Source organism: Streptomyces sp. NPDC041968 (assembly GCF_055589025.1).
The window spans coordinates 165,096-188,254 of record NZ_JBVJCB010000003.1 but is presented as its reverse complement, the minus strand read 5'-3'; the positions used below and the strand labels follow the sequence as shown (position 1 = coordinate 188,254).

The 23,159-nt window shown below is 69.2% G+C and carries 24 protein-coding genes and 1 pseudogene; 13 read left to right on the top strand and 12 right to left on the bottom strand.

Features of this window, described 5'->3' with window-relative positions:
- Positions 1-133: 133 nt before the first annotated feature.
- Positions 134-2,518: a transglycosylase domain-containing protein gene (locus tag ACZ6EG_RS08975; RefSeq protein ID WP_391971745.1), complete on the top strand. Its 2,385-nt coding sequence runs from the start codon at positions 134-136 to the stop codon at positions 2,516-2,518.
- Between the two features lie 121 nt (positions 2,519-2,639).
- A complete protein-coding gene (locus ACZ6EG_RS08970) occupies positions 2,640-4,148 on the top strand; it encodes a glycosyltransferase family 87 protein (RefSeq protein WP_469602916.1) in 1,509 nt (502 codons plus the stop codon).
- Positions 4,149-4,257: 109 nt separating this feature from the next.
- Here ACZ6EG_RS08970 and ACZ6EG_RS08965 read toward each other — a convergent pair whose 3' ends face one another.
- The 3 genes from ACZ6EG_RS08965 to ACZ6EG_RS08955 form a co-directional block, all read right to left on the bottom strand.
- A complete protein-coding gene (locus ACZ6EG_RS08965; RefSeq protein WP_391971743.1) occupies positions 4,258-5,289 on the bottom strand; it encodes an alanine racemase in 1,032 nt (343 codons plus the stop codon).
- Positions 5,290-5,350: 61 nt separating this feature from the next.
- The gene (femX, locus tag ACZ6EG_RS08960; protein WP_064728796.1) at positions 5,351-6,472 is read right to left on the bottom strand and encodes a peptidoglycan bridge formation glycyltransferase FemX; all 1,122 of its coding nucleotides are present in this window, start codon (positions 6,470-6,472) and stop codon (positions 5,351-5,353) included.
- A gap of 159 nt (positions 6,473-6,631) precedes the next feature.
- Positions 6,632-6,937, bottom strand: a complete 306-nt coding sequence (locus ACZ6EG_RS08955) for a hypothetical protein (RefSeq protein ID WP_391971742.1) — start codon at positions 6,935-6,937, stop codon at positions 6,632-6,634.
- A gap of 277 nt (positions 6,938-7,214) precedes the next feature.
- On the opposite strand from ACZ6EG_RS08955, the gene rpsF reads away from it, so the two are divergent.
- The 4 genes from rpsF to rplI all read left to right on the top strand — a co-directional run bounded on the left by rpsF (position 7,215) and on the right by rplI (position 8,919).
- Positions 7,215-7,505 (top strand): 30S ribosomal protein S6, encoded by a 291-nt coding sequence (gene rpsF / locus ACZ6EG_RS08950; protein WP_003975025.1) that lies wholly within the window; start codon positions 7,215-7,217, stop codon positions 7,503-7,505.
- Between the two features lie 75 nt (positions 7,506-7,580).
- The gene (locus tag ACZ6EG_RS08945) at positions 7,581-8,174 is read left to right on the top strand and encodes a single-stranded DNA-binding protein (RefSeq protein WP_159324925.1); all 594 of its coding nucleotides are present in this window, start codon (positions 7,581-7,583) and stop codon (positions 8,172-8,174) included.
- A 43-nt stretch (positions 8,175-8,217) separates the two neighbouring features.
- Complete coding sequence (rpsR, locus tag ACZ6EG_RS08940) at positions 8,218-8,454, top strand: 30S ribosomal protein S18 (RefSeq protein ID WP_003949403.1); 237 nt, start codon at positions 8,218-8,220, stop codon at positions 8,452-8,454.
- Between the two features lie 18 nt (positions 8,455-8,472).
- Positions 8,473-8,919 carry a 50S ribosomal protein L9 gene (gene rplI, locus ACZ6EG_RS08935; protein ID WP_469602910.1) on the top strand — a complete coding sequence of 149 codons (447 nt, stop codon included), beginning with the start codon at positions 8,473-8,475 and terminating at the stop codon, positions 8,917-8,919.
- 149 nt (positions 8,920-9,068) lie between these two features.
- Here rplI and ACZ6EG_RS08930 read toward each other — a convergent pair whose 3' ends face one another.
- Positions 9,069-10,406, bottom strand: coding sequence for an MATE family efflux transporter (locus ACZ6EG_RS08930; protein ID WP_391971741.1), 1,338 nt, complete (start codon positions 10,404-10,406; stop codon positions 9,069-9,071).
- Between the two features lie 459 nt (positions 10,407-10,865).
- Between ACZ6EG_RS08930 and dnaB the strand changes: the two genes are divergently transcribed.
- Entirely contained in the window at positions 10,866-12,344 is a 1,479-nt protein-coding gene (dnaB, locus tag ACZ6EG_RS08925) for a replicative DNA helicase (protein WP_361015950.1), read from the top strand.
- A gap of 59 nt (positions 12,345-12,403) precedes the next feature.
- Entirely contained in the window at positions 12,404-13,840 is a 1,437-nt protein-coding gene (locus tag ACZ6EG_RS08920; RefSeq protein ID WP_469602905.1) for a serine hydrolase domain-containing protein, read from the top strand.
- Positions 13,841-13,907: 67 nt separating this feature from the next.
- Here ACZ6EG_RS08920 and ACZ6EG_RS08915 read toward each other — a convergent pair whose 3' ends face one another.
- Both ACZ6EG_RS08915 and ACZ6EG_RS08910 read right to left on the bottom strand, forming a co-directional pair.
- On the bottom strand, positions 13,908-14,360 hold the full coding sequence (locus ACZ6EG_RS08915) for a GNAT family N-acetyltransferase (RefSeq protein WP_391971739.1): 453 nt from the start codon (positions 14,358-14,360) through the stop codon (positions 13,908-13,910).
- A gap of 57 nt (positions 14,361-14,417) precedes the next feature.
- Positions 14,418-14,882, bottom strand: a complete 465-nt coding sequence (locus ACZ6EG_RS08910) for a MarR family winged helix-turn-helix transcriptional regulator (RefSeq protein ID WP_391971738.1) — start codon at positions 14,880-14,882, stop codon at positions 14,418-14,420.
- Positions 14,883-15,022: 140 nt separating this feature from the next.
- On the opposite strand from ACZ6EG_RS08910, the gene ACZ6EG_RS08905 reads away from it, so the two are divergent.
- Both ACZ6EG_RS08905 and ACZ6EG_RS08900 read left to right on the top strand, forming a co-directional pair.
- Positions 15,023-16,231 (top strand): MFS transporter, encoded by a 1,209-nt coding sequence (locus tag ACZ6EG_RS08905; protein WP_391971737.1) that lies wholly within the window; start codon positions 15,023-15,025, stop codon positions 16,229-16,231.
- A 156-nt stretch (positions 16,232-16,387) separates the two neighbouring features.
- Positions 16,388-16,807 carry a GlcG/HbpS family heme-binding protein gene (locus tag ACZ6EG_RS08900; protein ID WP_356602682.1) on the top strand — a complete coding sequence of 140 codons (420 nt, stop codon included), beginning with the start codon at positions 16,388-16,390 and terminating at the stop codon, positions 16,805-16,807.
- 90 nt (positions 16,808-16,897) lie between these two features.
- Here ACZ6EG_RS08900 and ACZ6EG_RS08895 read toward each other — a convergent pair whose 3' ends face one another.
- The 6 genes and pseudogenes from ACZ6EG_RS08895 to ACZ6EG_RS08870 form a co-directional block, all read right to left on the bottom strand.
- A complete protein-coding gene (locus tag ACZ6EG_RS08895) occupies positions 16,898-17,764 on the bottom strand; it encodes a GNAT family N-acetyltransferase (protein ID WP_391971736.1) in 867 nt (288 codons plus the stop codon).
- 146 nt (positions 17,765-17,910) lie between these two features.
- The gene (locus ACZ6EG_RS08890; RefSeq protein ID WP_356602686.1) at positions 17,911-18,393 is read right to left on the bottom strand and encodes an NUDIX hydrolase; all 483 of its coding nucleotides are present in this window, start codon (positions 18,391-18,393) and stop codon (positions 17,911-17,913) included.
- A gap of 69 nt (positions 18,394-18,462) precedes the next feature.
- Positions 18,463-19,077: pseudogene (locus ACZ6EG_RS08885) on the bottom strand (LysR substrate-binding domain-containing protein); the annotation flags it as partial.
- 174 nt (positions 19,078-19,251) lie between these two features.
- The gene (locus tag ACZ6EG_RS08880) at positions 19,252-20,427 is read right to left on the bottom strand and encodes a cystathionine gamma-lyase (RefSeq protein ID WP_391971735.1); all 1,176 of its coding nucleotides are present in this window, start codon (positions 20,425-20,427) and stop codon (positions 19,252-19,254) included.
- Complete coding sequence (locus tag ACZ6EG_RS08875) at positions 20,424-20,918, bottom strand: low molecular weight protein-tyrosine-phosphatase (RefSeq protein WP_469602898.1); 495 nt, start codon at positions 20,916-20,918, stop codon at positions 20,424-20,426. Before ACZ6EG_RS08875 ends, ACZ6EG_RS08880 begins: the two co-directional genes overlap by 4 nt.
- Before the next feature lie 5 nt (positions 20,919-20,923).
- Positions 20,924-21,301 (bottom strand): phage holin family protein, encoded by a 378-nt coding sequence (locus ACZ6EG_RS08870; protein WP_356602694.1) that lies wholly within the window; start codon positions 21,299-21,301, stop codon positions 20,924-20,926.
- A 59-nt stretch (positions 21,302-21,360) separates the two neighbouring features.
- Here ACZ6EG_RS08870 and ACZ6EG_RS08865 point away from each other — a divergent pair, with 59 nt between their 5' ends.
- The 3 genes from ACZ6EG_RS08865 to ACZ6EG_RS08855 all read left to right on the top strand — a co-directional run bounded on the left by ACZ6EG_RS08865 (position 21,361) and on the right by ACZ6EG_RS08855 (position 23,105).
- On the top strand, positions 21,361-21,678 hold the full coding sequence (locus tag ACZ6EG_RS08865; protein WP_055422103.1) for a cupin domain-containing protein: 318 nt from the start codon (positions 21,361-21,363) through the stop codon (positions 21,676-21,678).
- Positions 21,679-21,854: 176 nt separating this feature from the next.
- Positions 21,855-22,067, top strand: coding sequence for a DUF5326 family protein (locus tag ACZ6EG_RS08860; RefSeq protein WP_007388908.1), 213 nt, complete (start codon positions 21,855-21,857; stop codon positions 22,065-22,067).
- Positions 22,068-22,379: 312 nt separating this feature from the next.
- Positions 22,380-23,105 (top strand): IclR family transcriptional regulator, encoded by a 726-nt coding sequence (locus ACZ6EG_RS08855; RefSeq protein ID WP_391971778.1) that lies wholly within the window; start codon positions 22,380-22,382, stop codon positions 23,103-23,105.
- Positions 23,106-23,159 lie beyond the last annotated feature (54 nt).

Below are 23,159 nucleotides of genomic sequence, written 5' to 3'. Positions count from 1 at the left end.
CCGGCGTGCGGCACAGCGCAATGGAGGCGGTCGCCGCAGAGCGGCCGAGCCGGGCCGCGGAGGCCGACGTGCCGCCGCCGTCGGCGCGGGTGGGGCGGCCGGCCGGCGTGCGGCCGCGTCCGGCAAGAAGCGGATGATCGACTACCCGCGCTTCGACAAGGACGGGTGGCGTCGCTGGGTGCCCTCCTGGAAGCTCGTCTCCGGGGTGTGCATCGGCTTCTTCGGCACCATGGTGGCCGCGGCAGGCATCGCCTACGCCATGGTGGGCGTCCCCGAGCCGGACAAGGCCGCCATCGCGCAGAACAACGTCTACTACTGGGCCGACGGCAGCCAGATGGTGGCGACGGGCGGTGAGCTGAACCGCCAGAGTGTGGATCTCGCGCAGATCCCCATGGAGATGCGCAATGCGGTCATCTCCCAGGAGAACAAGACCTTCTACTCCGACAGTGGCATCGACCCCAAGGGCATCGCCCGCGCCGTGTTCAACATGGCCAGGGGAGGCGAGACGCAGGGTGGTTCCACGATCACCCAGCAGTACGTGAAGAACGCGATGCTGAACGACCAGTCGCAGACGATCTCCCGCAAGGTCAAGGAGATCTTCGTATCGATCAAGGTCGGCGCCGAGGAGCCCAAGGACAAGATCCTCGAGGGCTACCTGAACTCCGCCTACTACGGACGCGGTGCCTACGGCATCCAGGCGGCCTCCCGGGCCTACTTCAACGTGGACGCCGTCGACCTCAACCCGGGCCAGTGCGCGTTCCTGTCCGCGGTGCTCAAGGGCGCCACGTACTACGACCCGGCCGGCTCGCCCTCGATCGACCCGGTGAACGCGACCGCCGAGGCCAACCGGGACCGGGCGCAGCGGCAGATGCAGGACACGCTCGACAAAATGGTCGAGTACGGGCACCTGAGCCAGGAGAAGCGGGCCCAGTACACCAGCCTTCCCAAGGTGCGGAGCCCGCAGTCGAACACACAGCTGGGTGGCCAGATCGGCTACCTCGTCAGGCTCGCCAAGTCCTCCGTGATCAAGAACGCCGGTGTGACGGAGCAGCAGCTGGAGAAGGGCGGCTACTCGATCTACACGACCTTCGACAAGAGGAAGGTCGAGGAGCTCGAGAAGGCCGTCCAGAAGGTCTACAAGGAGAAGATCGATCCGAAGAAGCGCCCAGGGACGGACACCCACGTCCAGTTCGGCGGAGCCTCCGTGAACCCGGAGACCGGTGCCCTCGAGGCCATCTACGGTGGTGAGGACGCCACCAAGCACTTCACCAACAACGCCGACGTCACCGGTGCCCAGGTCGGTTCGACGTTCAAGCCGTATGTTCTCGCGGCCGCGATGAAGTGGGGGGTGCGCGATCCCGAACTCGGTGAGACCCAGGCCCAGGACGAGCGCACCGTCGTCTCTCCCAAGAGCCTCTACAGCGGCAAGAACAATCTCAAGATCAAGGACTACGACGGCTCGATCTGGCAGAACGAGAAGGGCGAGCAGTGGCGTCAGGAGAATGACGGCAAGCAGAGCGTGGGTGAAGCGCCGGACTACAAGATCGACCTGCGTGAGGCCATGCGGGAGTCGGTGAACTCCGCCTTCGTGCAGCTCGGCATGGATGTCGGTCTGGACAAGGTGAAGGAGGCAGCCGTCGACGCGGGGCTCCTGGAGAGCAGCCTGGCGGGTTCCGGCTACCCGTCCTTCTCCCTCGGAGTCTCGGACCCGAGCGCCATCCGCATGGCGGGCGCGTACGCCACCTTCGCGGAGAGTGGCAAGCAGCGCGAGCCCTTCTCCGTCACCAAGGTGTCGAACAAGGACGGCACGGTCTACACGCACAAGGTGAAGACCAAGCAGGCGTTCACGGCGAAGGTCGCGGACAACGTCACGGACGTCCTGAAGACCGTTGTCGAGGACGGAACGGGTTCCAACGCCCAGCTGCCCGGCCGGGAGGTGGCCGGTAAGACCGGTACCACGGACGGCAACCAGTCCGCCTGGTTCGTCGGCTACACCCCGCAGCTGGCGACCGCAATCAGCATGTTCCGCTACCCGGACGACGAGACGATCAAGAACCGCTCCTTCATGGAGATGTACGGAACGGGCGGCGAGGAGAAGATCCACGGTGCTTCGTTCCCGTCGGTGATCTGGCAGGACTACATGTCGGACGCGCTGAAGGGCGAGCCGAAGGTGAAGTTCCCGAAGCCCGAGCCCATCGGCGAGGTCATCAACGACGCCCCGCCGCCGAGCCCGTCCCCCGCGCCCTCCGAGACGGAGGAGGAGACGAGCCCGTCGCCGTCGCCGTCGCCCAGCAAGACGGAGACCACCCCCTCCCCCTCACCGAGTGACACCTGTGGCGTCTTCGAGTGGAACTGCGAGGGCGGCGACAACAACGGCAATGAGAACAGCGGCAACGAGAACGGTGGCTCGGAAGGCAGTCCGTCGCCCTCGACATCGCCCAGTGGGACAGGGGAAGAGGAAGACATCAGAGGAAGTCAGAACGGAGGCGGTGGCTTCATCGCCGGCCAGGAGGGATAGCTGCCGGAACGTCCGGCATGGGTGTTTCACGTGAAACACCCGCAAGTTTCACGTGAAACAGGGGTCGCCGCATCCATCTGGGTGCGGCGGCCCCGCCGTATCGCCAGGTACGTACGGCAGGATGTGCCCCATGCCCAGTGCAGAATCGACATCAGCGAGCGTGCACGAGCCGGAGCCCGTGCGGCCGACCAGGGAAGACGCGGTCGCCGCGGCGGGCAGCGAGCTGATCGGCGGCCCCGCCGGCCGGCGTGCCCTGCTGGGGACGTCCTGGTGGACGCCCGTCCGGGTGATCGCTCTCGTGGCGATCGGCATGTTCGCCATCGGCCTGGTCCAGAAGGCGCCCTGCTACAACGGCGCCTGGTTCTTCGGTGCCAGCTCCCAGTACACGCACGCGTGCTACTCGGACATCCCGCATCTCTATCAGGGGCGCGGGTTCGTCGACGGCCTCGTGCCGTACTTCGACAAGCTTCCCGGCGACATGGAGTACCTCGAGTACCCCGTGCTGACCGGCGTGTTCATGGAGGTCGCGTCCTGGCTCACGCCGGGCAGCGGCAGCATCCAGGACCAGGAGCAGTGGTACTGGATGGTCAACGCCGGGATGCTCATGGCGTGCGCGGCCGTCATCGCCGTCTGCGTGACCCGCACGCACACCCGGCGCCCCTGGGACGGACTGCTGGTCGCCCTCGCGCCCGCCCTCGCGCTGACCGCGACCATCAACTGGGACCTGCTGGCGGTCGCCCTGACGTCCGCCGCCCTCCTGATGTGGTCGCGAGGACGTCCGCTGGCCTTCGGCGTGCTGCTGGGCCTGGCCACGGCCGCCAAGCTCTACCCGTTCCTGATCCTCGGTCCGCTGCTCGTGCTGTGCTGGCGCGCGGGCAAGTGGCGCGACTTCGGAAAGGCCCTGGGGGGAGCGGCCGTCGCCTGGGCGGTGGTGAATCTGCCGGTCATGCTCTTCGCCTTCGACGGCTGGTCGAAGTTCTACACGTTCAGCCAGGAACGGGGCGTCGACTTCGGTTCCTTCTGGCTGATCCTGGTCCACAACTCCGACAACCCGCCCAGCACCGAGACCGTCAACACACTCGCCACGCTCCTGATGTTGCTGTGCTGCGGGGCCATCGCCGCGCTCGCGCTGACCGCCCCCCGACGTCCACGGTTCGCCCAGCTCGCCTTCCTGATCGTCGCCGCGTTCATCCTCACCAACAAGGTCTACTCACCGCAGTACGTGCTCTGGCTGGTGCCGCTGGCCGCGCTGGCCCGACCCAAGTGGCGTGACTTCCTGATCTGGCAGGCGTGCGAGGTGGCGTACTTCCTGGGCATCTGGATGTACCTCGCGTACACGACCAGCGGTGACGCCCACAAGGGTCTGCCCACGGACGGCTACCACTGGGCCATCGCCGTGCACCTGCTGGGGACGCTCTTCCTCTGCGTCATGGTCGTGCGCGACATCCTGATGCCGGACCGGGACCCCGTGCGGCGGACGGGCGACGACGACCCCTCGGGTGGTGCGCTCGACGGGGCGGAGGACGTCTTCGTCCTCGGTCCCGCCGCTCGCCCGGCGCGGCACGCCGCCCACTGCGAGGCATCCCCGGTGCGGTGGGGGGCGCGGCAGCCGGCCGGAGATTCGCTCTGAGCGAACGGACTCCACGGCGGTCCGCCACGGGCAGTCATGCCGAAGGCCGTACACGGAACAGCGTGTACGGCCTTTCGGCTGCGGTGGGGTCCACGGCCGGCGTGGGGTCTCAGCGGTCGATGATCCGGTCGAACTGCGTGGTGGTGTGCCGCAGATGGGCCACCAACTCGTCGCCGACCTTCGGTTCCGGCGCGTCCGACGGCACGAACAGGATGGACACCTGCATGTGCGGCGGTTCCGCGAACCACCGCTGCTTGCCGCCCCAGACGAACGGTGAGAGGTTGCGGTTCACCGTGGCGAGACCGGCCCGGGCGACGCCCTTGGCGCGCGGCATGACGCCGTGCAGCGCCTTCGGGGCCTCGAGCCCCACGCCGTGCGACGTACCACCCGCCACGACCACGAGGAAGCCGTCCGAGGCCGCCTTCTGCTGCCGGTAGCCGAAGCGCTCGCCCTTGGTGACCCGCGTGACGTCCAGGACCGCGCCGTGGTACTCGGTGGCGTCGTGGTCTCCCAGCCACAGCCGGGTGCCGATCCGGGCACGGAAACGGGTCTGCGGGAACTGCTGCTGGAGCCGGGCGAGCTCGTCCGCCTTGAGGTGGCTGACGAACATCGTGTGCAGCGGCAGCCGGGCGGCGCGCAACCGGTCCATCCAGCCGATGACCTCCTCGACGGCGTCCGAGCCGTCGGTACGGTCGAGCGGCAGGTGGATGGCGAAGCCCTCCAGCCGGACGTTCTCTATGGCGGCGTGCAGCTGCGGCAGGTCCTGCTCGCTGATGCCGTGGCGCTTCATCGAGGACATCACCTCGATGACCACACGTGCGCCCACGAGGCCGTACACGCCGTCGATGGACGACACCGAGCGCACGACCCGGTCGGGCAGCGGTACGGGCTCCTCGCCGCGCCGGTACGGCGTCAGGACCAGCAGGTCACCACCGAAGAAGTCCTTGATCCGGGCGGCCTCGTACGTCGTGCCGACGGCCAGTACGTCGGAGCCCAGCCGCGTGGCCTCTTCCGCCAGCCGCTCGTGACCGAAGCCGTAGCCGTTGCCCTTGCAGACCGGGACCAGCCCGGGGAACTGCTCCTGCACGTGCTTGTGGTGCGCCCGCCAGCGCGCGGTGTCGACGTAGAGGGTGAGCGCCATGGCCGGACCTGGGACCTTTCTCGTGGCTGTCAGAGGTGCGGGATAGGGGTGAGGAGAGGGGTCAGCGGCGCGACATGTAGATGTCGAGCGCCTTGTGGAGCAGCTTGTTCAGCGGGAAGTCCCATTCGCCGAGGTACTCGGCCGCCTGCCCGCCCGTGCCCACCTTGAACTGGATCAGACCGAAGAGGTGGTCGCTCTCGTCCAGGGAGTCGGAGATGCCGCGCAGGTCGTAGACGGTGGCGCCCAGGGCGTAGGCGTCGCGGAGCATGGCCCACTGCATCGCGTTCGAGGGCCGGACCTCGCGGCCGATGTTGTCGGAGGCGCCGTAGGAGTACCAGACGTGCCCACCGACGACCAGCATCGTGGCGGCGGACAGGTTCACCCCGTTGTGCCGGGCGAAGTACAGCCGCATGCGGTTGGGGTCCTCGTTGTTGAGGGCCGCCCACATGCGCTGGAAGTAGGACAGCGGACGCGGCCGGAAGTGGTCGCGCACGGCGGTGATCTCGTAGAGCCGCTGCCACTCCTCGAGGTCGTGGTAGCCGCCCTGGACGACCTCGACGCCGGCCTTCTCGGCCTTCTTGATGTTGCGGCGCCACAGCTGGTTGAAGTTCTTGTGGACCTCTTCCAGGGAGCGGTTGGCCAGCGGCACCTGGAAGACGTAGCGGGGCTGCACGTCGCCGAAGCCGGCGCCGCCGTCCTCGCCCTGCTGCCAGCCCATGCGGCGCAGCTTGTCTGCCACCTCGAAGGCGCGCGGCTCGATGTGGTCGGCCTCTATGTCGCGCAGGCGTTTGACGTCGGGGTCCTGGATGCCCTTCTTGATGGACGTGGCGTCCCAGCGGCGGATGATCACCGGCGGGCCCATCTTCACCGAGAAGGCGCCCTGCTGCTTGAGGTGCGCCAGCATCGGCTCCATCCACTCCTGGAGGTTCGGCGCGAACCAGTTGATGACCGGGCCCTCGGGCAGGTAGGCGAGGTAGCGCTTGATCTTGGGGAGCTGGCGGTAGAGGACGAGGCCCGCACCGACCAGCTCACCGGTCCGGTCGTCGAACCAGCCGAGGTTCTCCGAGCGCCATTCCGCCTTCACGTCCGCCCATGCCGGGACCTGCATGTGACTTGCCGCCGGCAGGCTCTGGATGTAGGCCAGATGCTGCTCGCGACTGATGGTCCTCAGGGTCAGGCTCATTCGGGGCGCTCCTCGGGCTGGTGTGTCCCCATGGGTACAGGGGCTCCGGCTCTCGCGCGAAGCCTACTGCGCCCTGTGAGCGCCCCGTCCGGCGTACGGGTGCAAGGGGTCTCCGGAGGACCTTCTGGAGAGTGCTCCGGAGGACGGGTGGTGCGCGGCTCAGCCGAAGAACCCGCCGTGGTCGATGCCGAAGAACATGCCGAGCGCGGAAGCTCCGAGTGCCACCACCAGTCCGAAGCGCTCGCGGGTCGTCACCGAGATGAGCTGGCCGTACCCGGCGGTCAGCACCCCCAGCAGTCCTGCCCAGGAGGTCAGGATGTGGAGCCCGCGGAAGCTCGCGGTGGCCAGGGCCAGCACGCCCAGCACCAGGGCCACGGCCAGCAGGGTGTCCTGGAGGGGGTGCGGCTTGCCGTCGGTGGCCAGCAAGCCGGTCCTCGACTTCGCGGGTCGCATGATCTGTGCCATGGGGAACCTCCTGCCGAAGGCAGCGTGTCGTCGCCCGTCACATCCGCTGAGTACCGATTGTGTCCCCTCACCGCCGGATTTCAACCGCAAGCGGGTGGCCGGGTACTCTGTACCTTCTGCACTGGTGTCTGCTGCCTGCCTCGGCCGGGCCGCCTCTCCGGAGGAAGCCCGATTGTCAGTGGGTCCTGCTTTACTCGCGGATGCCGGTGCCAACGCATCGCAACCCTCCTGCCACGGAACGACCGTGGCCGCTGAGTCCAAAGGAGGTGGGTTCCACATGCGTCACTACGAGGTGATGGTCATCCTCGACCCCGATCTCGAGGAGCGTTCTGTCTCCCCGCTGATCGAGAACTTCCTCTCTGTCGTCCGTGACGGCGGCGGAAAGGTCGAGAAGGTCGACACCTGGGGCCGTCGTCGTCTCTCGTACGAGATCAAGAAGAAGCCTGAGGGCATCTACTCGGTCATCGACCTGCAGGCCGAGCCTGCGGTCGTCAAGGAGCTCGACCGCCAGATGAACCTGAACGAGTCGGTCCTCCGGACCAAGGTCCTCCGTCCCGAGATGCACTGAGCTTCCGCTCAGCCGATCCCGGGATTCGAGTAGCAGCACAAGCAGCCAGCAGCAAACCCGCCGAGAGGTTCCCCCATGGCAGGCGAGACCGTCATCACGGTCGTCGGCAATCTTGTCGATGACCCCGAGCTGCGCTTCACCCCGTCCGGTGCGGCCGTCGCGAAGTTCCGTGTCGCGTCGACCCCCCGCACCTTCGACCGCCAGACGAACGAGTGGAAGGACGGCGAGAGCCTCTTCCTCACCTGCTCGGTCTGGCGGCAGGCGGCGGAGAACGTCGCCGAGTCGCTCCAGCGAGGCATGCGCGTCATCGTGCAGGGCCGGCTGAAGCAGCGGTCCTACGAGGACCGTGAGGGCGTCAAGCGCACGGTCTACGAGCTGGACGTCGACGAGGTCGGCGCCAGCCTGCGCAGTGCCACGGCCAAGGTCACCAAGACCTCGGGTCAGGGGCGCGGCGGCCAGGGCGGTTACGGCGGCGGTGGCGGCCAGGGTGGCGGCGGCTGGGGCGGCGGCCCCGGCGGTGGCCAGCAGGGCGGCGGCGCTCCGGCCGACGACCCCTGGGCGACCGGCGCTCCCGCCGGTGGCCAGCAGGGCGGTGGCGGCCAGGGTGGCGGCGGCTGGGGCGGTGGCTCCGGCGGCGGTGGCGGCTACTCGGACGAGCCCCCCTTCTAGACGGGCTCTACCCCACACTTCTTGATCACACAGGAGAGACATCATGGCTAAGCCGCCTGTGCGCAAGCCGAAGAAGAAGGTCTGCGCATTCTGCAAGGACAAGGTCACGTACGTGGACTACAAGGACACGAACATGCTGCGGAAGTTCATTTCCGACCGCGGCAAGATCCGTGCCCGCCGCGTGACCGGCAACTGCACCCAGCACCAGCGTGACGTCGCCACGGCCGTGAAGAACAGCCGTGAGATGGCGCTGCTGCCCTACACGTCCACCGCGCGATAAGGGAAGGGTGACCGACTAATGAAGATCATCCTCACCCACGAGGTCTCCGGCCTCGGTGCCGCGGGCGAAGTCGTCGACGTCAAGGACGGCTACGCTCGCAACTACCTGATCCCGCGGAAGTTCGCCATCCGCTGGACCAAGGGCGGCGAGAAGGACGTCGAGCAGATCCGTCGCGCTCGCAAGATCCACGAGATCCAGACCATCGAGCAGGCCAACCAGATCAAGGGCCAGCTCGAGGGCGTCAAGGTTCGCCTGGCCGTCCGCTCCGGCGAGGCCGGTCGTCTCTTCGGTTCCGTCACCCCGGCCGACGTCGCTTCGGCGATCAAGGCCGCGGGCGGTCCCGACGTGGACAAGCGTCGCATCGAGCTGGGCGCACCGATCAAGACCCTGGGCACCCACGAGACGTCCGTGCGTCTGCACCCCGAGGTTGCCGCCAAGGTCAACATCGAGGTCGTCGCTGCCTGAGCTCCGCTCACGCCGAAGCGATGAGAAGGGGCCGCATCCTCGCCAGGGGATGCGGCCCCTTCTTCACGGCCGGCCTAGGTAGGAGCTGGTTGCTCTTCGCGGTTCTGTTGCCACCCCGCCCGGGAAGCGTCGTGTTTCACGTGAAACGGTCAGCGCGTCGCACCGGTGACGACCCAGCGCCCCGACCGGGTGCGAAGCCACAGGGTCACCAGGCGCACCGCCATCATCAGCGTCATGGCCGCCCACAGCGCGGTGAGCCCGCCGCCGAAGGCTGGGACGAGGAGCGCCGCGGGAGTGAAGACGGCCAGGGTCAGCAGCATGGCCCAGGCGAGGTACGGGCCGTCACCCGCGCCCATGAGTACGCCGTCCAGGACGTAGACCACTCCGCAGATCGGCTGCGAGGCGGCCACGATGACAAGGGCGGGCAGGGCCGCGTCCGTCACCGCGGAGTCGCCGGTGAACAGGGGCAGGAAGACCGGACGCGACAGCACGACGAGCAGACCGAGTGCGATGCCGACCGCGACGCCCCACTCGACCATCCTCCGGCAGGCTTCGCGGGCACCGCTGGCGTCACCGGCCCCCAGGTAACGCCCGATGATGGCCTGGCCGGCGATGGCGATGGCGTCGAGGGCGAAGGCGAGCAAACTCCACAGGGACAGGATGATCTGATGCGCCGCGATGTCGGCGTCGCCCAGGCGCGCCGCCACGGCTGTGGTGATCATGAGAATCGCCCGTAGGGAGAGTGTCCGGACGAGCAGCGGGACCCCCGCCTGGGCGGAGGCTCTGATCCCGGCGACGTCGGGACGCAGTGAGGCGCCGTGGCGGCGGGCCCCGCGGACCACCACCCACAGGTACACCGCGGCCATGCCGCACTGTGCGATGACGGTGCCCCATGCGGAGCCCGCGATGCCGAGGCCGGCGCCGTAGACGAGAACGACGTTGAGGACGGCGTTGGCGACGAAACCGGCGATGGCCACGTAGAGCGGGGTCCGGGTGTTCTGCAGCCCCCGCAGGACACCGGTCGCGGCCAGCACGACCAGCATGGCGGGGATGCCGAGGGCGGAGATCCGCAGGTAGGTGATGGCGTACGGTGCCGCGGTGTCGGAGGCGCCGAAGAGCGCCACGAGGGCGGGCGCGGTCGGCAGCACCACGGCAATGACGGCGGCGCCCAGCAGCAGGGCCAGCCAGATGCCGTCCATGCCCTGGCGGATCGCCGATTGCAGATCGCCCGCGCCGACGCGCCGGGACACGGCCGCGGTGGTGGCGTACGCGAGGAAGACGAAGACGCTGACGGCGGTGGTGAGCAGCGCCGAGGCGATACCGAGGCCGGCCAGCTGCGCGGTGCCGAGATGGCCGACGATCGCACTGTCGGCCATCACGAAAAGGGGCTCGGCGACGAGTGCGCCGAAGGCCGGGACGGCCAGCGCGATGATCTCTCGGTCGTGTCGGCGCCGGAGGGTCCGCGAGCGCGCTGGGGCCTGTGTCATGAGCACCAATCTAATCGTCCACAGGTAAGAGATGCAAAGCCTTTGCAACCCTTACGGTTCGTCTCACCGCGTGTGCTTCTGGGCACGGTTCGGAACGATCTTGATCCGATGGGGAAAGTTTTTCTTCTGCACAGGCGGTGGATGGTGAAAGTGCAGTTCAGAAGCGTTCTGCCAGGCGGAGGGAGTGCTTGTTCACAGGGCTGTCCACTGGCTCGTGCACAGGTTTGGCCGAGTTCTCCACAGCATCTGGCCCGTCGTCCACATGGCCTGTGGATAACCAGATTGGCTGACGGTGCCCGCAGGCCTACGGTGGTCCGGCACCTGCTCCGTCCGTCGACCTGCGAACCAGCCCAAAACCGACGCGCCAGAAGCGAAGTGGGGCGTCTTATTTGTCAGTGCCGTGCCGTAGAAATGAGAGGCACGGCGAGGTCCGCTCGGCGGACGGGAGGAGGTTGCTCGGTGAGCATTTCCGAGCCCTTGGACGACCCGTGGGCCGACAGCGGGCCCAGTGATCGTCTGCCCGCTTCCCGCCGTCGCGGTGACGGAGGACGCGGCCGCGACGAGCAGCACGAGCGCGGCTCGGACAACGGCGCGTGGGACGGCGGCGGTCCGTCGTTCGAGCGGGTGCCACCGCAGGACCTGGACGCCGAGCAGTCCGTCCTCGGCGGCATGCTCCTCTCCAAGGACGCCATCGCCGACGTCGTCGAGATCCTCAAGGGCCACGACTTCTACAAGCCGGCCCACGAGACGGTCTACCAGGCCATCCTCGACGTCTATGCCAAGGGCGAACCGGCCGACCCCATCACCATCGCGGCCGAACTCACCAAACGCGGTGAGATCAACAAGGTCGGTGGGGCCTCCTATCTGCACACCCTCGTCCAGACCGTACCGACGGCCGCGAACGCCGCGTACTACGCGGAGATCGTGCACGAGCGGGCCGTTCTGCGGCGGCTGGTGGAGGCCGGCACGCGGATCACCCAGATGGGATACGCGGCCGACGACGACGTCGACGAGATCGTCAACCGTGCCCAGGCGGAGATCTACGCCGTCACCGAGCAGCGCACGAGTGAGGACTACCTGCCGCTCGGCGACATCATGGAGGGAGCGCTCGACGAGATCGAGGCGATCGGGTCGCGCAGCGGTGAGATGACCGGTGTGCCCACCGGGTTCACGGACTTCGACTCGCTGACCAACGGCCTGCACCCCGGTCAGATGGTCGTCATCGCCGCGCGACCCGCCATGGGCAAGTCGACGCTCGCGCTGGACTTCGCGCGTGCCGCCTCGATCAAGAACAACCTGCCGAGCGTCATCTTCTCGCTCGAAATGGGACGAAACGAGATCGCCATGCGTCTGCTCTCCGCCGAGGCGCGCGTCGCGCTGCACCACATGCGGTCCGGCACCATGACGGACGACGACTGGACCCGCCTGGCCCGCCGGATGCCGGACGTGTCGGCCGCCCCGCTCTACATCGACGACTCCCCCAACCTGTCGATGATGGAGATCCGCGCCAAGTGCCGCCGCCTCAAGCAGCGCAACGACCTCAAGCTGGTCGTCATCGACTACCTCCAGCTCATGCAGTCCGGAGGCTCCAAGCGCGCGGAGAGCCGCCAGCAGGAGGTCTCGGACATGTCCCGTAACCTCAAGCTCCTGGCCAAGGAGCTGGAGATCCCGGTGATCGCGCTCTCGCAGCTGAACCGTGGTCCCGAGCAGCGCACCGACAAGAAGCCGATGGTCTCCGACCTGCGTGAGTCCGGGTCGATCGAGCAGGACGCCGACATGGTCATCCTGTTGCATCGCGAGGACGCCTACGAGAAGGAGTCGCCGCGTGCCGGCGAAGCGGACCTGATCGTGGCCAAGCACCGTAACGGCCCCACGGCCACGATCACCGTCGCCTTCCAGGGCCATTACTCCCGCTTCGTGGACATGGCCCAGACCTGATCCCCGGGCGCGGGCGAATTGGCTCGACGTGCCGCGCCCGGCCCGGTGGACTGGGGGGCATGACGACACCTCAGGAAGACGTGCCGGACTTGCTCCCCGCTACCCGCCGGGCGTTGCTGCACCGGATCGCCGTGGCACAGTCCGCAGGGCGCACGCCGTCGCTCGTGGCGGCGGTCGTCCGGGACGGGCGAGTCGTATGGCACGGCGCGCGGACCTCGGTCGACGGGCACGGCCCGGACGAGGACGTGCAGTACCGGATCGGCTCCATCACCAAGACCTTCACCGCCGTGCTCGTTCTGCGCCTGCGTGACGAGGGGGTGCTCGACCTCACAGACGCCTTGGAGAAGCATCTGCCGGGTACCGGCGCGGGCGAGGCCACAATCGCCGAGCTGCTGGCGCACTCCGGCGGGCTGGCCGCCGAGTCGCCCGCGCCGTGGTGGGAGCGGACGCCGGGATCCCTGCGGCCGCAGCTCGCCGATGTGCTGGGCGAGAGGCCGCTCGTGCATCCGGTGGGCCGTCGGCACCACTACTCGAACCCCGGCTACACCCTGCTCGGCGCGCTGGTCGAGCGGCTGCGCGGTGCTCCGTGGGAGGAGGTGCTGCGGCGTGAGGTCCTGGAGCCGCTGGGACTGGACCGTACGAGCGCCCAGCCGCGGGCTCCGTACGCCGGTGGCTGGGCGGTACATCCGTGGGCGGACGTGATGCTGCCCGAGCCCGCCGAGGATCTCGGGCGGATGGCTCCGGCCGGTCAGCTCTGGTCCACCACCGGGGACCTGGCGCGGTTCGCCGTCTTCCTGACGAAGGGGGACGACCGGGTACTGAGCGCGCGGACCGTACGGGAGATGCGGGCACCGGCGGCACCGGCCGAGGCCGCGGACGTCATGGACGGCGCGGCCTACGGACTGGGCCTGCAGATCCAGTGCCGGGACGGTCGGCTGCTCGTGGGCCACTCCGGTTCCCTGCCGGGCTTCCTGGCCAACCTCACGATCAGTGTGGAGGACGACGTGGCAGCCGTGGTGCTGACCAACTGCACCTCCGGGCCACTGACGGCCGAGGTCGGTGCCGATCTCGTGCGCATCGTCGCCGACGCGGAGCCCCGGATCCCCGAACCGTGGCGTCCCTCGGCGGAAGCCGACGCCGCCGTGCTGGAGCTGGCCGGGCAGTGGTACTGGGGGACGCATGCCTTCGCGCTGCGGTTGACGCCCGACGGGGGAGTGTCGCTGGAGCCACTCTCCGGCTTCGGTCGCCGTTCGCGCTTCCGGGCGAACGGCGACGGTACGTGGACCGGGCTCGAGGGCTACTACGCCGGGGAACTCCTCCGAGCCGTGCGGCGCCCGGACGGCACCGTGAGCCATCTGGATCTCGGGTCGTTCGTGTTCACGCGGCAGCCGTACGACGAGGGGGCCCCGGTACCGGGAGGCGTGCACCCGGAGGGATGGCGGGGGATCGGCTCGCCACTGCCACCCGGGCGTCCTTGTCGGCCCTGTTTCACGTGAAACAGGGCCGAAAACAGGGCCGACAAGGCGCGTAAGGGGTGCCCTCGGACCGGGCCGGACCGTCCGTTCAGAGCGAGAGCTTGAAGCCCGTGTGCGAGGCGGAGAAACCGAGGCGTTCGTAGAAGCGGTGGGCGTCGACGCGGGTCTTGTCGGAGGTGAGCTGCACCAACTGGCATCCCTGGCGACGGGACTCGTCGACGGCCCACTCGATGAGCTGTGTTCCCAGGCCCCCGCCACGCTCGTCGGCGTGGACGCGCACCCCCTCGACGATCGACCGGGTGGCGCCGCGCCGGGACAGGCCGGGAACGATCGTCAGCTGTAGCGTGCCGACCACGCGGCCGTCGCGGACGGCGACGACCAGGTGCTGGTTCGGGTCGGTGCTGAGCCGTTCGAACGCGGCCAGGTAGGGGCCCAGGTCGTCCGGTGACTCGCGCTCCGCGCCCAGCGGATCGTCAGCGAGCATCGCGACGACCGCGGGGATGTCGTCCTCGGTGGTGGGCCGTATCTCAAGATCTCCCATGCCCGCACCCTACGCAGAGCCGCCAGAGAGGCACAGCACGGGCGGGCACCACTCCTGCTAGGCGGGCACCGGCGACTTGAGGGTCTCCACCGCCCGGACCAGCGGGGCCAGGTCGGGATTCTCGGCAGCCTCGTCGAGGGCCTCTCGGAGGGCGGCGTCGTTGGTGGGCCGCGCCTCGTCCAGCAGCTTCAGGCCCGCAGCGGTGACGTTGGTGTAGATGCCGCGACGATCGGTGGGGCACAGGTAGCGCTCCAGTAGCCGGCGCTCCTCGAGTCGGGTCACCAGGCGCGTGGTGGCGCTCTGGCTGAGGACGACGGCGTCGGCGACCTGTTTCATCTGCAGGTGCCCCCCGTCGCCGTCGTGCTGCCGGCTGAGCACGTCGAGCAAGGAGTACTCGCGCACGCTCAGGTCGTGCCCGGCCTGCAGGGCGCGCTCGATGCGGGCCTCGATCCTCCCGTGCAGCAGGGAGAGGGCGCACCAGCCCTGGGAGAGGGCGGTGAGCGCGGGGTCCGTCGCTGTCATGTGGTTCCTCCGTCCCGGAGTGGCTGACACCAGGGTAGACCAGCGCCGCAATTGTCGGCGGTTGCACTTTGCCCGCGTCTGCAATTATTGTGAACGCACGCAAAGCGCTCCTGCAATCTCTTGGGAAGGTGTCCCCCTCCATGCCTCTCGCGCTTCTGGCCCTCGCGATCGGGGCCTTCGGGATCGGAACGACCGAGTTCGTGATCATGGGCTTGCTGCCCGAGGTCGCGAGCGCCTACGGGGTCTCCATCCCCACCGCCGGCTTCCTGGTGACCGGATACGCGCTCGGCGTGATGTTCGGCGCCCCGCTGATGACCGTGCTCGGCACCAAGGTCTCGCGCAAGCGGATGCTGATGCTGTTGATGGGCCTGTTCATCGTCGGCAACCTGCTCTCCGCCCTCGCCCCCGCCTTCTCCGTCATGCTGGTCGGCCGTGTGGTCGCCTCGCTCGCCCACGGTGCCTTCTTCGGCATCGGCTCGGTGGTCGCGGCCGATCTGGTCGCTCCGCAGAAGAGGGCAGGCGCGATCGCCATGATGTTCACCGGACTGACCGTCGCCAATGTCGTCGGTGTCCCGCTGGGGACACTCGTCGGCCAGTCCGTCGGCTGGCGCGTCACCTTCGCCCTCGTCGCCGCGCTCGGCGTCGTCGGCTTGGCGGGGGTCGCCAAGCTCGTCCCCGACGTACCCAGGGCGGAGGGTGTGCGGCTGCGCCACGAGCTGGCGGCCTTCAAGAACGCGCAGGTCCTGCTGGCGATGGCCATGACGGTCCTTGGCTTCGGCGGTGTCTTCGCGGCCATCACCTACATCGCGCCGATGATGACCCATGTCGCGGGATTCGCCGACGGCTCGGTCACCTGGCTGTTGGTCCTCTTCGGCCTCGGCATGGTCGGCGGCAACCTCGTCGGTGGCAAGTTCGCCGACCGCGCCCTGATGCCCCTGCTGTACGTCTCACTGGGCGCACTGGCCGTCGTGCTCGCCCTGTTCACACTCACCGCGCACAACAAGATCGCCTCGGCTGTGACCATCGTCCTGATCGGCGCCCTGGGCTTCGCCACCGTCCCGCCGCTGCAGAAGCGCGTCCTGGACCACGCACACGGCGCCCCGACCCTGGCGTCGGCCGTGAACATCGGTGCCTTCAACCTCGGCAACGCGCTCTCCGCCTGGCTCGGAGGTGTCGTCATCGCCGCCGGCTTCGGCTACACCGCGCCCAACTGGGTCGGTGCCGCGCTCGCCGGCGCCGCTCTGGTCCTCGCCTTCCTCTCGGCCGCACTGGAACGGCGTGACGTCGCTTCCCGGCCGGAGTCCGCGGGCACCGCGCCCGCCGAGCAGCGGGCCGTCGCCCACCACTGAACCACCGACCGCAGGGGGCGGGACCAGGGCCGTCCCCCTCCCCTGTGGCTCCCCGCCTCACCGACCACCGAGGCACCGCACCATCGAGAACCACCCGATGCGGCCACCGAAAGCCGACCTGACCGCACCACCGAGCACCGACCCAGGAGCATCCCCATGAGCACCACCGCTGTCGCCCCGCTGACCATCCAGGACGCCGAGGCCCTGGTCGCCGCGGCCCACCGTGCCGCTGAGGCCGCCGGGGTCGTCGTCAGCGTCACCGTCCTCGACGCGGGCGGTCACCTCCTCGCCTTCCGGCGCGACGACCGGGCCGTGCTTATCTCCGGCGAGACCAGCACCCGCAAGGCCTACACGGCGCTCCAGCTGAACGCCGCCACCGCCGACCTGGTCGACGCCGTCCAGCCCGGAGGCCTCTTCCACACCCTGCCCACCGCGCTCGACCGGCCGCTGCTGTTCATCGCGGGCGGCGTGCCGGTGCACCGCGACGGTCGGCTGATCGGCGCGGTCGGGGTGGGTGGCGGAGCGCCCGAACAGGACCACTCCTTCGCCACCGCCGCCGTGCGGACCCTCGCCTGACGGCAGCCACGCGCACACGCGGCCGGTTCCCGGGATGCCCCGGGAACCGGCTTCGCCGTGCGGCGTCGTACCGCAGGGACGACCGGCCGGTCAGCCCGCCGCCACCGTCAGCGGAGCGAACCGCCGGCTTACGTCCCCGGGCAGCTCGGTGATGCCGTACGTCATGACCGAGTTGAAAGCGACGGAGGCGAGTCCGCGTTCCTTGGCCCAGTCCAGCAGCTCTTCGTGCCGTACGTCGATGTCCGTACGCAGTGGACGGTCCGTGCGGGCGGCGAGGGAGGCGAGCAGCGCCTTCGCGGTCTCGGTGTCACGGGCGATCAGAGGGCCCACCACATGGGTGTCCATGTTGGGCCAGGCCGCCGCGTACCCGATGAGGCGGCCGTTCTCCTCGGCGACCCGCAGCTGGTCCGCGAAGGCGGGCAGCCGGGTGATGATGTGGGTGCGATCGGCGCCGAACACCTCTTCGTCGAGCCGGAGGATGGCGGGGAGGTCCTCGGCCGTGGCCGCGCGCGTGGGCACGCCGGGCTCCGACCCTCCCGGGGTGAAACGCCCGCGCACCATCTCCGCCCGGCCCGTGGCCTTGAAGCCCAGCTCCTCGTAGAGCGGCCGGCCGTAAGGGGTCGCGTGCAGCGTCAGGGGCGTCGTGCCCAGTGCGGCGACGACGTGACGCATCAGACGCCGTCCGACGCCCTGACGGGCGTGCCGCTCGGCGACCAGCACCATGCCGATGGCAGCGAGGGAGGGACGCTCGTGCGGCCCGTACTCGGTGACCGCGCAGACGCTGACAAGACCGCCACCGGGATCGTCGATGCCGTAGCCCTTCCCGGCCGTGAGGAGGAACCCCCACTTGTGCTCCTCGCGGGGCCACCCCCGGTCCTCGGACAGGTCGGCGCACGCGGTGAGGTCGCGGAGCGTCAGACGGCGGATCGGCAGCGAGGCGAGGGAAGGTGTCGGCACGCAGGTCAGGCTGTCCGACAGGAGCCCTCCGCGTCCACCACTTTCCGCAGGAACGGGCGAGCTTTTGGCCACGTCGTGGGCGAGCACACAGTCGCCCGTGACGCGCTGGACGTCCTGCGGACCGGCAGACCGCTGTCGGCGTTCGGTCAGCCGAGGTCAGGCGCGTGCATCGCGCGCACGCCTTCGATGTTGCCGTCCAGATAGTGCCGCAACGACAGCGGTACGAGGTGGACGGAGGCGATCCCGACCCTGGTGAACGGCACCCGGACGATCTCGTACTCGCCCGCGGGCTCGTCGACCTCGGGGCCGTGCCGCAGGGACGGGTCCATGGATTCCAGGCGGCAGACGAAGAAGTGCTGCACCTTCACGCCGGTCGCGCCCTCGTCCTCGCCGATGTGCTCCACCGTGTCGACGAAGCAGGGGACCACGTCGGAGATCTTGGCACCGAGCTCCTCGTAGACCTCACGGTGCAAGGCGTCGACGACGGTGGTGTCGTCCGGCTCGACCCCGCCCCCGGGAGTGACCCAGTAGGGATCGACACCGGGTTTGGTGCGCTTGATCAGGATCAGGTGGTCGCCGTCCAGCAGGACGGCGCGGGCGGTGCGCTTGACCACGGGTCGGACGGTCATGGGAGAAATGTGGCCCGGCTGGTTCCACGTGAAACATCGCGGGCGCCCCGCGGTTTCGCGGGCCCAGTTCCAGTCGGAGGCCGCGCGCAGCAGCCACTCGTGGGCTCGGGCGACGTGCGATATCGCCAATGTGCCGGTCCGCACGATCAAGAAGTACGTCGGCAGTGGCGGCACCACGGGATCGTGCAGGCAGACGACGTCACCGCACTCCAGCGCGTCGGCGCACAGATAGCGGGGCAGGACCGCGAGTCCGGCGCCGGCGACCGCGTAGGCGAGCACCGCACGCCGGTCGGGGTCGACGACCGTGCCTGGAGAGGCCGGACGGGCGTCGAAGACGGACGCCCAGTAACGGGCGACGAAGGGCAGCGATCCGTGCACCTCGACCACGGGAACGGGTTGCAGAGAGAGTGCGGTGGTGCGGTGGGGCGGTCTCCCGACACCGGTCCGCACCGCTCAGCGGGGCGCGGCGATCAGGACGTGCACCTCGTCGCAGAGCGGGGTCGCCGTGAGCAGCGCGCCGCGCGGACGGGCCGTGCCGACGGCCAGAACGTGGTGCCTGGCGGCCAGGCCCTCCATGATCGCCTCCGCGTTCCCGAACGAGGCACGCAGGGCGAACGCCTGTCCGTCCTCGCCGGTGAGCCGCGTGAGCGCGGGCAGCGCTCGCTCGGCGATGAACTCGGGTGGTCATATGTCGACAGTCCGCTGTCGCTCCTGTGATTGGACACTGACGCGCAGTCAACTAGCCTGGAACGCACGGTTCTTCACGCGCGGAACCGGAGGACGGTCCGAGCCACGAGGGGGGAGGCTCGGACCGTCCGTCGTATCGGGTCCACACGGCACGCAGGAGGGTGGCGGCGATCAGTCCGCCGATTCCTCCAGCGCGCGCAACAGGTCCGCCACCAGGTCCTCGGGGTCCTCCGCACCGACCGAGAGCCGGACGAAGCCCTCCGGTACCGCGTCCCCGCCCCAGCGGCCGCGCCGCTCGGCCGTGGACCGCACCCCGCCGAAGCTCGTCGCGCCCTCCACGAGCCGCAACATCTCCAGGAAACGATCGGCACGCGCGCGTGAGGGCAGCGTGAACGAGACCACGCATCCATAGCGCAGCATCTGCTGCGAGGCGATCTTGTGCGAAGGGTCGTCCGGCAGCCCCGGATACCGCAGCCCGGTGATCTCGGGGCGCGTCCGCAGGGCTTCGGCCACCTTGAGCGCGGTGGCGTTCTGCCGGTCCACGCGCAGCTGGAGGGTGGCGATCGAGCGGTGCGCGAGCCAGGCCTCCATGGGGCCCGGAATCGCGCCGACGATCTTGCGCCAGCGCCGTACGGCGGTCATCGCGGCGGCGTCGCGGCCGGTCACGTAGCCCAGGAGGACGTCGCCGTGGCCGGTGAGCTGCTTGGTGCCGCTGGCCACCGAGAAGTCGGCGCCGAGTTCCAGCGGGCGCTGCCCGAGGGGCGTGGCGAGCGTGTTGTCGACGGCCACCAGGGCGCCGTGCGCGTGGGCCGCCTCGGCCAGCCGCCGGACGTCACAGACGTCGAGCCCGGGGTTCGAGGGGGTCTCGATCCACAGCAGCTTCGCCCCGGCCAGGACGTCGAGCTGGGCGTCCGCGCCGGTCGGCGCGGTGCGCACCTCGATGCCGTACGCCTCGAGCTGGGCGCGGACCAGGGGCAGCACCTGGTAGCCGTCGTCGGGCAGAACGGCCACGTCACCGGCGCGCAGCTGCGAGAAGAGCACCGCGGAGATCGCGGCCATGCCGGAGGCGAACACGAGCGTCTCGACCTCGTCCCGCCCGGGCGCCTCGAGCTCGGTGATAGCGCTCTCGAGACGGGTCCAGGTCGGGTTCTCGTCGCGGCCGTAGGTGTACGGACCGGTCGGCTCACCCGGCAGGTGGAAGTGGGCGGCGAACACGGGGCCGGGCAACGTCGGCTCGTGCTTGACGGGCTCGGGCAGCCCGGCCCGTACGGCGCGCGTGCCGTCCCCGGTGTGCGAGCGGCCGTCCTCGCCCGTGCCGGCCCCGTCGTGCTTAGCGGAATCACTCATGCCGCCCGTCCCTCCACTTGCTCGCGTACCGCGGCGAGCAGTCCGGTGCTCGCCGCCTCCACCATCTCAAGGCACTCCTCGAAACCGTCCGCGCCCCCGTAGTAGGGGTCCGGTACGTCGAGATCGGCGCGGTCGGCGGCGGGATCGTAGGACCGCAGCAGCCGTACCCTGGCCGCGTCCTGTTCCGACGGCGCGAGGCGGCGCAGTTCCCGCAGGTGTTCCGCGTCGAGGGCGATGACCAGGTCCAGACGGGAGAACCAGGACGGCCGGAACCGGCGGGCCGTGTGGTCGAGGTCGTAGCCGTTCTCCTCCAGGACGGCCAGAGTGCGCGGGTCGGCGCCCTCGCCCTCGTGCCAGCCGCCGGTGCCGGCGCTGTCGGCCTCGACCAGGTCGTCCAGCCCGGCGTCCGCCACGCGCGCGTGGAAGACGGCCTCGGCCATGGGGGAGCGGCAGATGTTGCCCGTGCACACGAAGCAGACGCGGTAGGTCATCGGGATCAGTCCCCGTCGGGGAGGAACGCGTTGAGGGCCCAGGAGACGATCGAGATGATCAGACCGCCCAGGACGGCGGTCCAGAACCCGTCGACGTGGAAGCTCAGGTCGAGCTTGTCCGCGACCCATGACGTCAGCAGCAGCATCAGCGCGTTGACCACCAGCGTGAACAGGCCGAGGGTCAGGATGAACAACGGGAAGGTCAACACCTGTACGACCGGCTTCACCAGCATGTTCACCAGGCCGAACAGCAGGGCGACCACGATCAGCGTGGCGGCCTTCTCGCCGGTACTGCCCCCGGTCAGTGTGATCTTGTCGAGCAGCCACACGGCGACCGCGAGGGCACCGGCGTTGGCGATCGTCTTGACTAGGAAATTCTTCATGTGTCTGATCGTGGCAGACGCGATCCGAAACGAACGGTGAGGCAGGGGCGGACGAGGCGATGAAGGCATTCCGGCTGGACGAACTGGAGGCGGAGCGCGCCGCCAACGACGGTGCCTACCTTCAGTTCCTGCGTGAGCGGAACATGTCGGTCGGTCTGTACGCCCTCGACGCGGGCACGGCCGACCCCCAGAAGCCGCACGCGCAGGACGAGGTGTACTTCGTGGTGAGCGGACGGGCCGCGATCACCGTGGGCATGGAGACCACGGAGGTCGCCCGCGGCAGTGTGGTGTACGTGCCGGCCGGGGTCGCCCACAAGTTCCACCACATCAGCGAGGATCTGAGGGTCCTGGTGGTGTTCTCTCCGCCCGAGAGCTGAGCCGCGTCCTCGGGGTTCCCTAGGGGATCGGTCAGGGTGAGACAAGGGCCGCGAGGGCCCCGCCGACGCCTTCGCGGTCCTAGCATCGAGTGCAGTGCAACAGGTGATTCCCCGAGGGATCCCGGGCCGCTGGAGGTCCCGGCACTCGAACGGGCGGAAAGGTAAGGACGAGGGCGATGCGAGAGATCTTCACGGGACTGCCGTGGTGGGTGAAGTGGATCGCGGTGCCGGTCATCGCCCTGGTCGTGTTCGGCGGGCTGATCGCCAGCGTGGTCGGCTTCGTGATCGGACTGCTGTTCAAGCTGCTGGTCTTCGTGGCGCTCGTCGGCGGACTGATCTACGTCGTACGCAAGTTCATGTCGAGCTCGTCGTCGCGCAGCGACTGGTGAGAGTGGGGGGACACCGGTGGCGGTAACAGGAACCACCGGTTCCCTCGCGAGGGGGAAGTTTGCCGGACGGGCCGTCGCCGGTCGGTGACCGGCGGTTAGAGTCCGGAACTCCACGCGGGGGCGACCCCGCGAGTGGCGTCCACCCCCACCCGTGTTCCCCGCACGGGCTGCCCCCTCGCGCCCCGGGAGTGCCCCTTGGCCACGGCTGACACCGCGTCCGTTCCGCTCACCCTGCCCGCGCAGCCCCACTCGACGCCCCGGACACCCACCGCCCCTCCCGCGGGCGCTCCCTCCGCGACCCTCATCGGCTCCGTGCAACGGGCGATGCGCCTGATGGAGTGCGTCGCCGGCCACGCGTACGGGGCCCCCGCCAAGCAACTGGCCCGGGAGACCGGGCTGGCCCTGCCCACGGCCTATCACCTGCTGCGCACGCTGGTGCACGAGGGTTATCTGCGCCGCGAGAAGGGTCTGTTCTTCCTCGGTGAGGCCGCCGAGCGGCTGGGCAGCAGTGGGGCCGCGCAGAAACGTCGCAGCACGGTGGTCGACGCGCTGGCGCGCTGGCGGGACGCGATCGGCGTGCCCGTGTACTACGCCATGTACCGGGACGGTGAGATCGACGTCCTGTGCGTCTCCGACACCCCGGGCAACCCCGCGGTGGAGGAGTGGGCGGACTTCCGCGAGACCGGGCACGCCCATGCCATCGGCCAGTGTCTGCTGTCGCAGCTGGACGAGGAGGCCCGCCGGGACCACCTCGACCGCTACCCGGTGCAGCCGGTCACGCCGTACACGGTGCGTGATGGCAATGCCATGCTCAAACGACTGGAACGCATGCGTCGGATGACGCCGGTGATCGAACGCCAGGAGTACGCACTGGGAACCGTCTGTGCCGCGATCCCGATCACCGTCGGCACCACCGCCGCGACCATGGCCTTGTCCCTGCCCGTCCACCAGGCCGATCGGCTGCTGCCCGCGGCGCGGCGAATGCAGGACGAAGTGGGACGGCTTCTGGGGTCACTCGCCCTCTCTATCAGTATCTGAAAACTCACTCCTTGTGATCTGGTGTGTACGTTGAGCAAGATGCCACCAGTGTTA

Coding starts and splice junctions, on each gene's coding strand:
- ACZ6EG_RS08865 (WP_055422103.1), top strand. CDS start 21,361: ATGAAGGCATTCCGGCTGGACGAACTGGAGGCGGAGCGCGCCGCCAAC.
- ACZ6EG_RS08975 (WP_391971745.1), top strand. CDS start 134: ATGATCGACTACCCGCGCTTCGACAAGGACGGGTGGCGTCGCTGGGTG.
- ACZ6EG_RS08875 (WP_469602898.1), bottom strand. CDS start 20,918: ATGACCTACCGCGTCTGCTTCGTGTGCACGGGCAACATCTGCCGCTCC.
- ACZ6EG_RS08900 (WP_356602682.1), top strand. CDS start 16,388: ATGAGCACCACCGCTGTCGCCCCGCTGACCATCCAGGACGCCGAGGCC.
- femX (WP_064728796.1), bottom strand. CDS start 6,472: ATGAGCCTGACCCTGAGGACCATCAGTCGCGAGCAGCATCTGGCCTAC.
- ACZ6EG_RS08930 (WP_391971741.1), bottom strand. CDS start 10,406: ATGACACAGGCCCCAGCGCGCTCGCGGACCCTCCGGCGCCGACACGAC.
- rpsF (WP_003975025.1), top strand. CDS start 7,215: ATGCGTCACTACGAGGTGATGGTCATCCTCGACCCCGATCTCGAGGAG.
- rplI (WP_469602910.1), top strand. CDS start 8,473: ATGAAGATCATCCTCACCCACGAGGTCTCCGGCCTCGGTGCCGCGGGC.
- ACZ6EG_RS08910 (WP_391971738.1), bottom strand. CDS start 14,882: ATGACAGCGACGGACCCCGCGCTCACCGCCCTCTCCCAGGGCTGGTGC.
- ACZ6EG_RS08970 (WP_469602916.1), top strand. CDS start 2,640: ATGTGCCCCATGCCCAGTGCAGAATCGACATCAGCGAGCGTGCACGAG.
- ACZ6EG_RS08880 (WP_391971735.1), bottom strand. CDS start 20,427: ATGAGTGATTCCGCTAAGCACGACGGGGCCGGCACGGGCGAGGACGGC.
- ACZ6EG_RS08860 (WP_007388908.1), top strand. CDS start 21,855: ATGCGAGAGATCTTCACGGGACTGCCGTGGTGGGTGAAGTGGATCGCG.
- ACZ6EG_RS08915 (WP_391971739.1), bottom strand. CDS start 14,360: ATGGGAGATCTTGAGATACGGCCCACCACCGAGGACGACATCCCCGCG.
- ACZ6EG_RS08955 (WP_391971742.1), bottom strand. CDS start 6,937: ATGGCACAGATCATGCGACCCGCGAAGTCGAGGACCGGCTTGCTGGCC.
- rpsR (WP_003949403.1), top strand. CDS start 8,218: ATGGCTAAGCCGCCTGTGCGCAAGCCGAAGAAGAAGGTCTGCGCATTC.
- ACZ6EG_RS08905 (WP_391971737.1), top strand. CDS start 15,023: ATGCCTCTCGCGCTTCTGGCCCTCGCGATCGGGGCCTTCGGGATCGGA.
- ACZ6EG_RS08965 (WP_391971743.1), bottom strand. CDS start 5,289: ATGGCGCTCACCCTCTACGTCGACACCGCGCGCTGGCGGGCGCACCAC.
- ACZ6EG_RS08945 (WP_159324925.1), top strand. CDS start 7,581: ATGGCAGGCGAGACCGTCATCACGGTCGTCGGCAATCTTGTCGATGAC.
- ACZ6EG_RS08920 (WP_469602905.1), top strand. CDS start 12,404: ATGACGACACCTCAGGAAGACGTGCCGGACTTGCTCCCCGCTACCCGC.
- ACZ6EG_RS08890 (WP_356602686.1), bottom strand. CDS start 18,393: ATGACCGTCCGACCCGTGGTCAAGCGCACCGCCCGCGCCGTCCTGCTG.
- ACZ6EG_RS08870 (WP_356602694.1), bottom strand. CDS start 21,301: ATGAAGAATTTCCTAGTCAAGACGATCGCCAACGCCGGTGCCCTCGCG.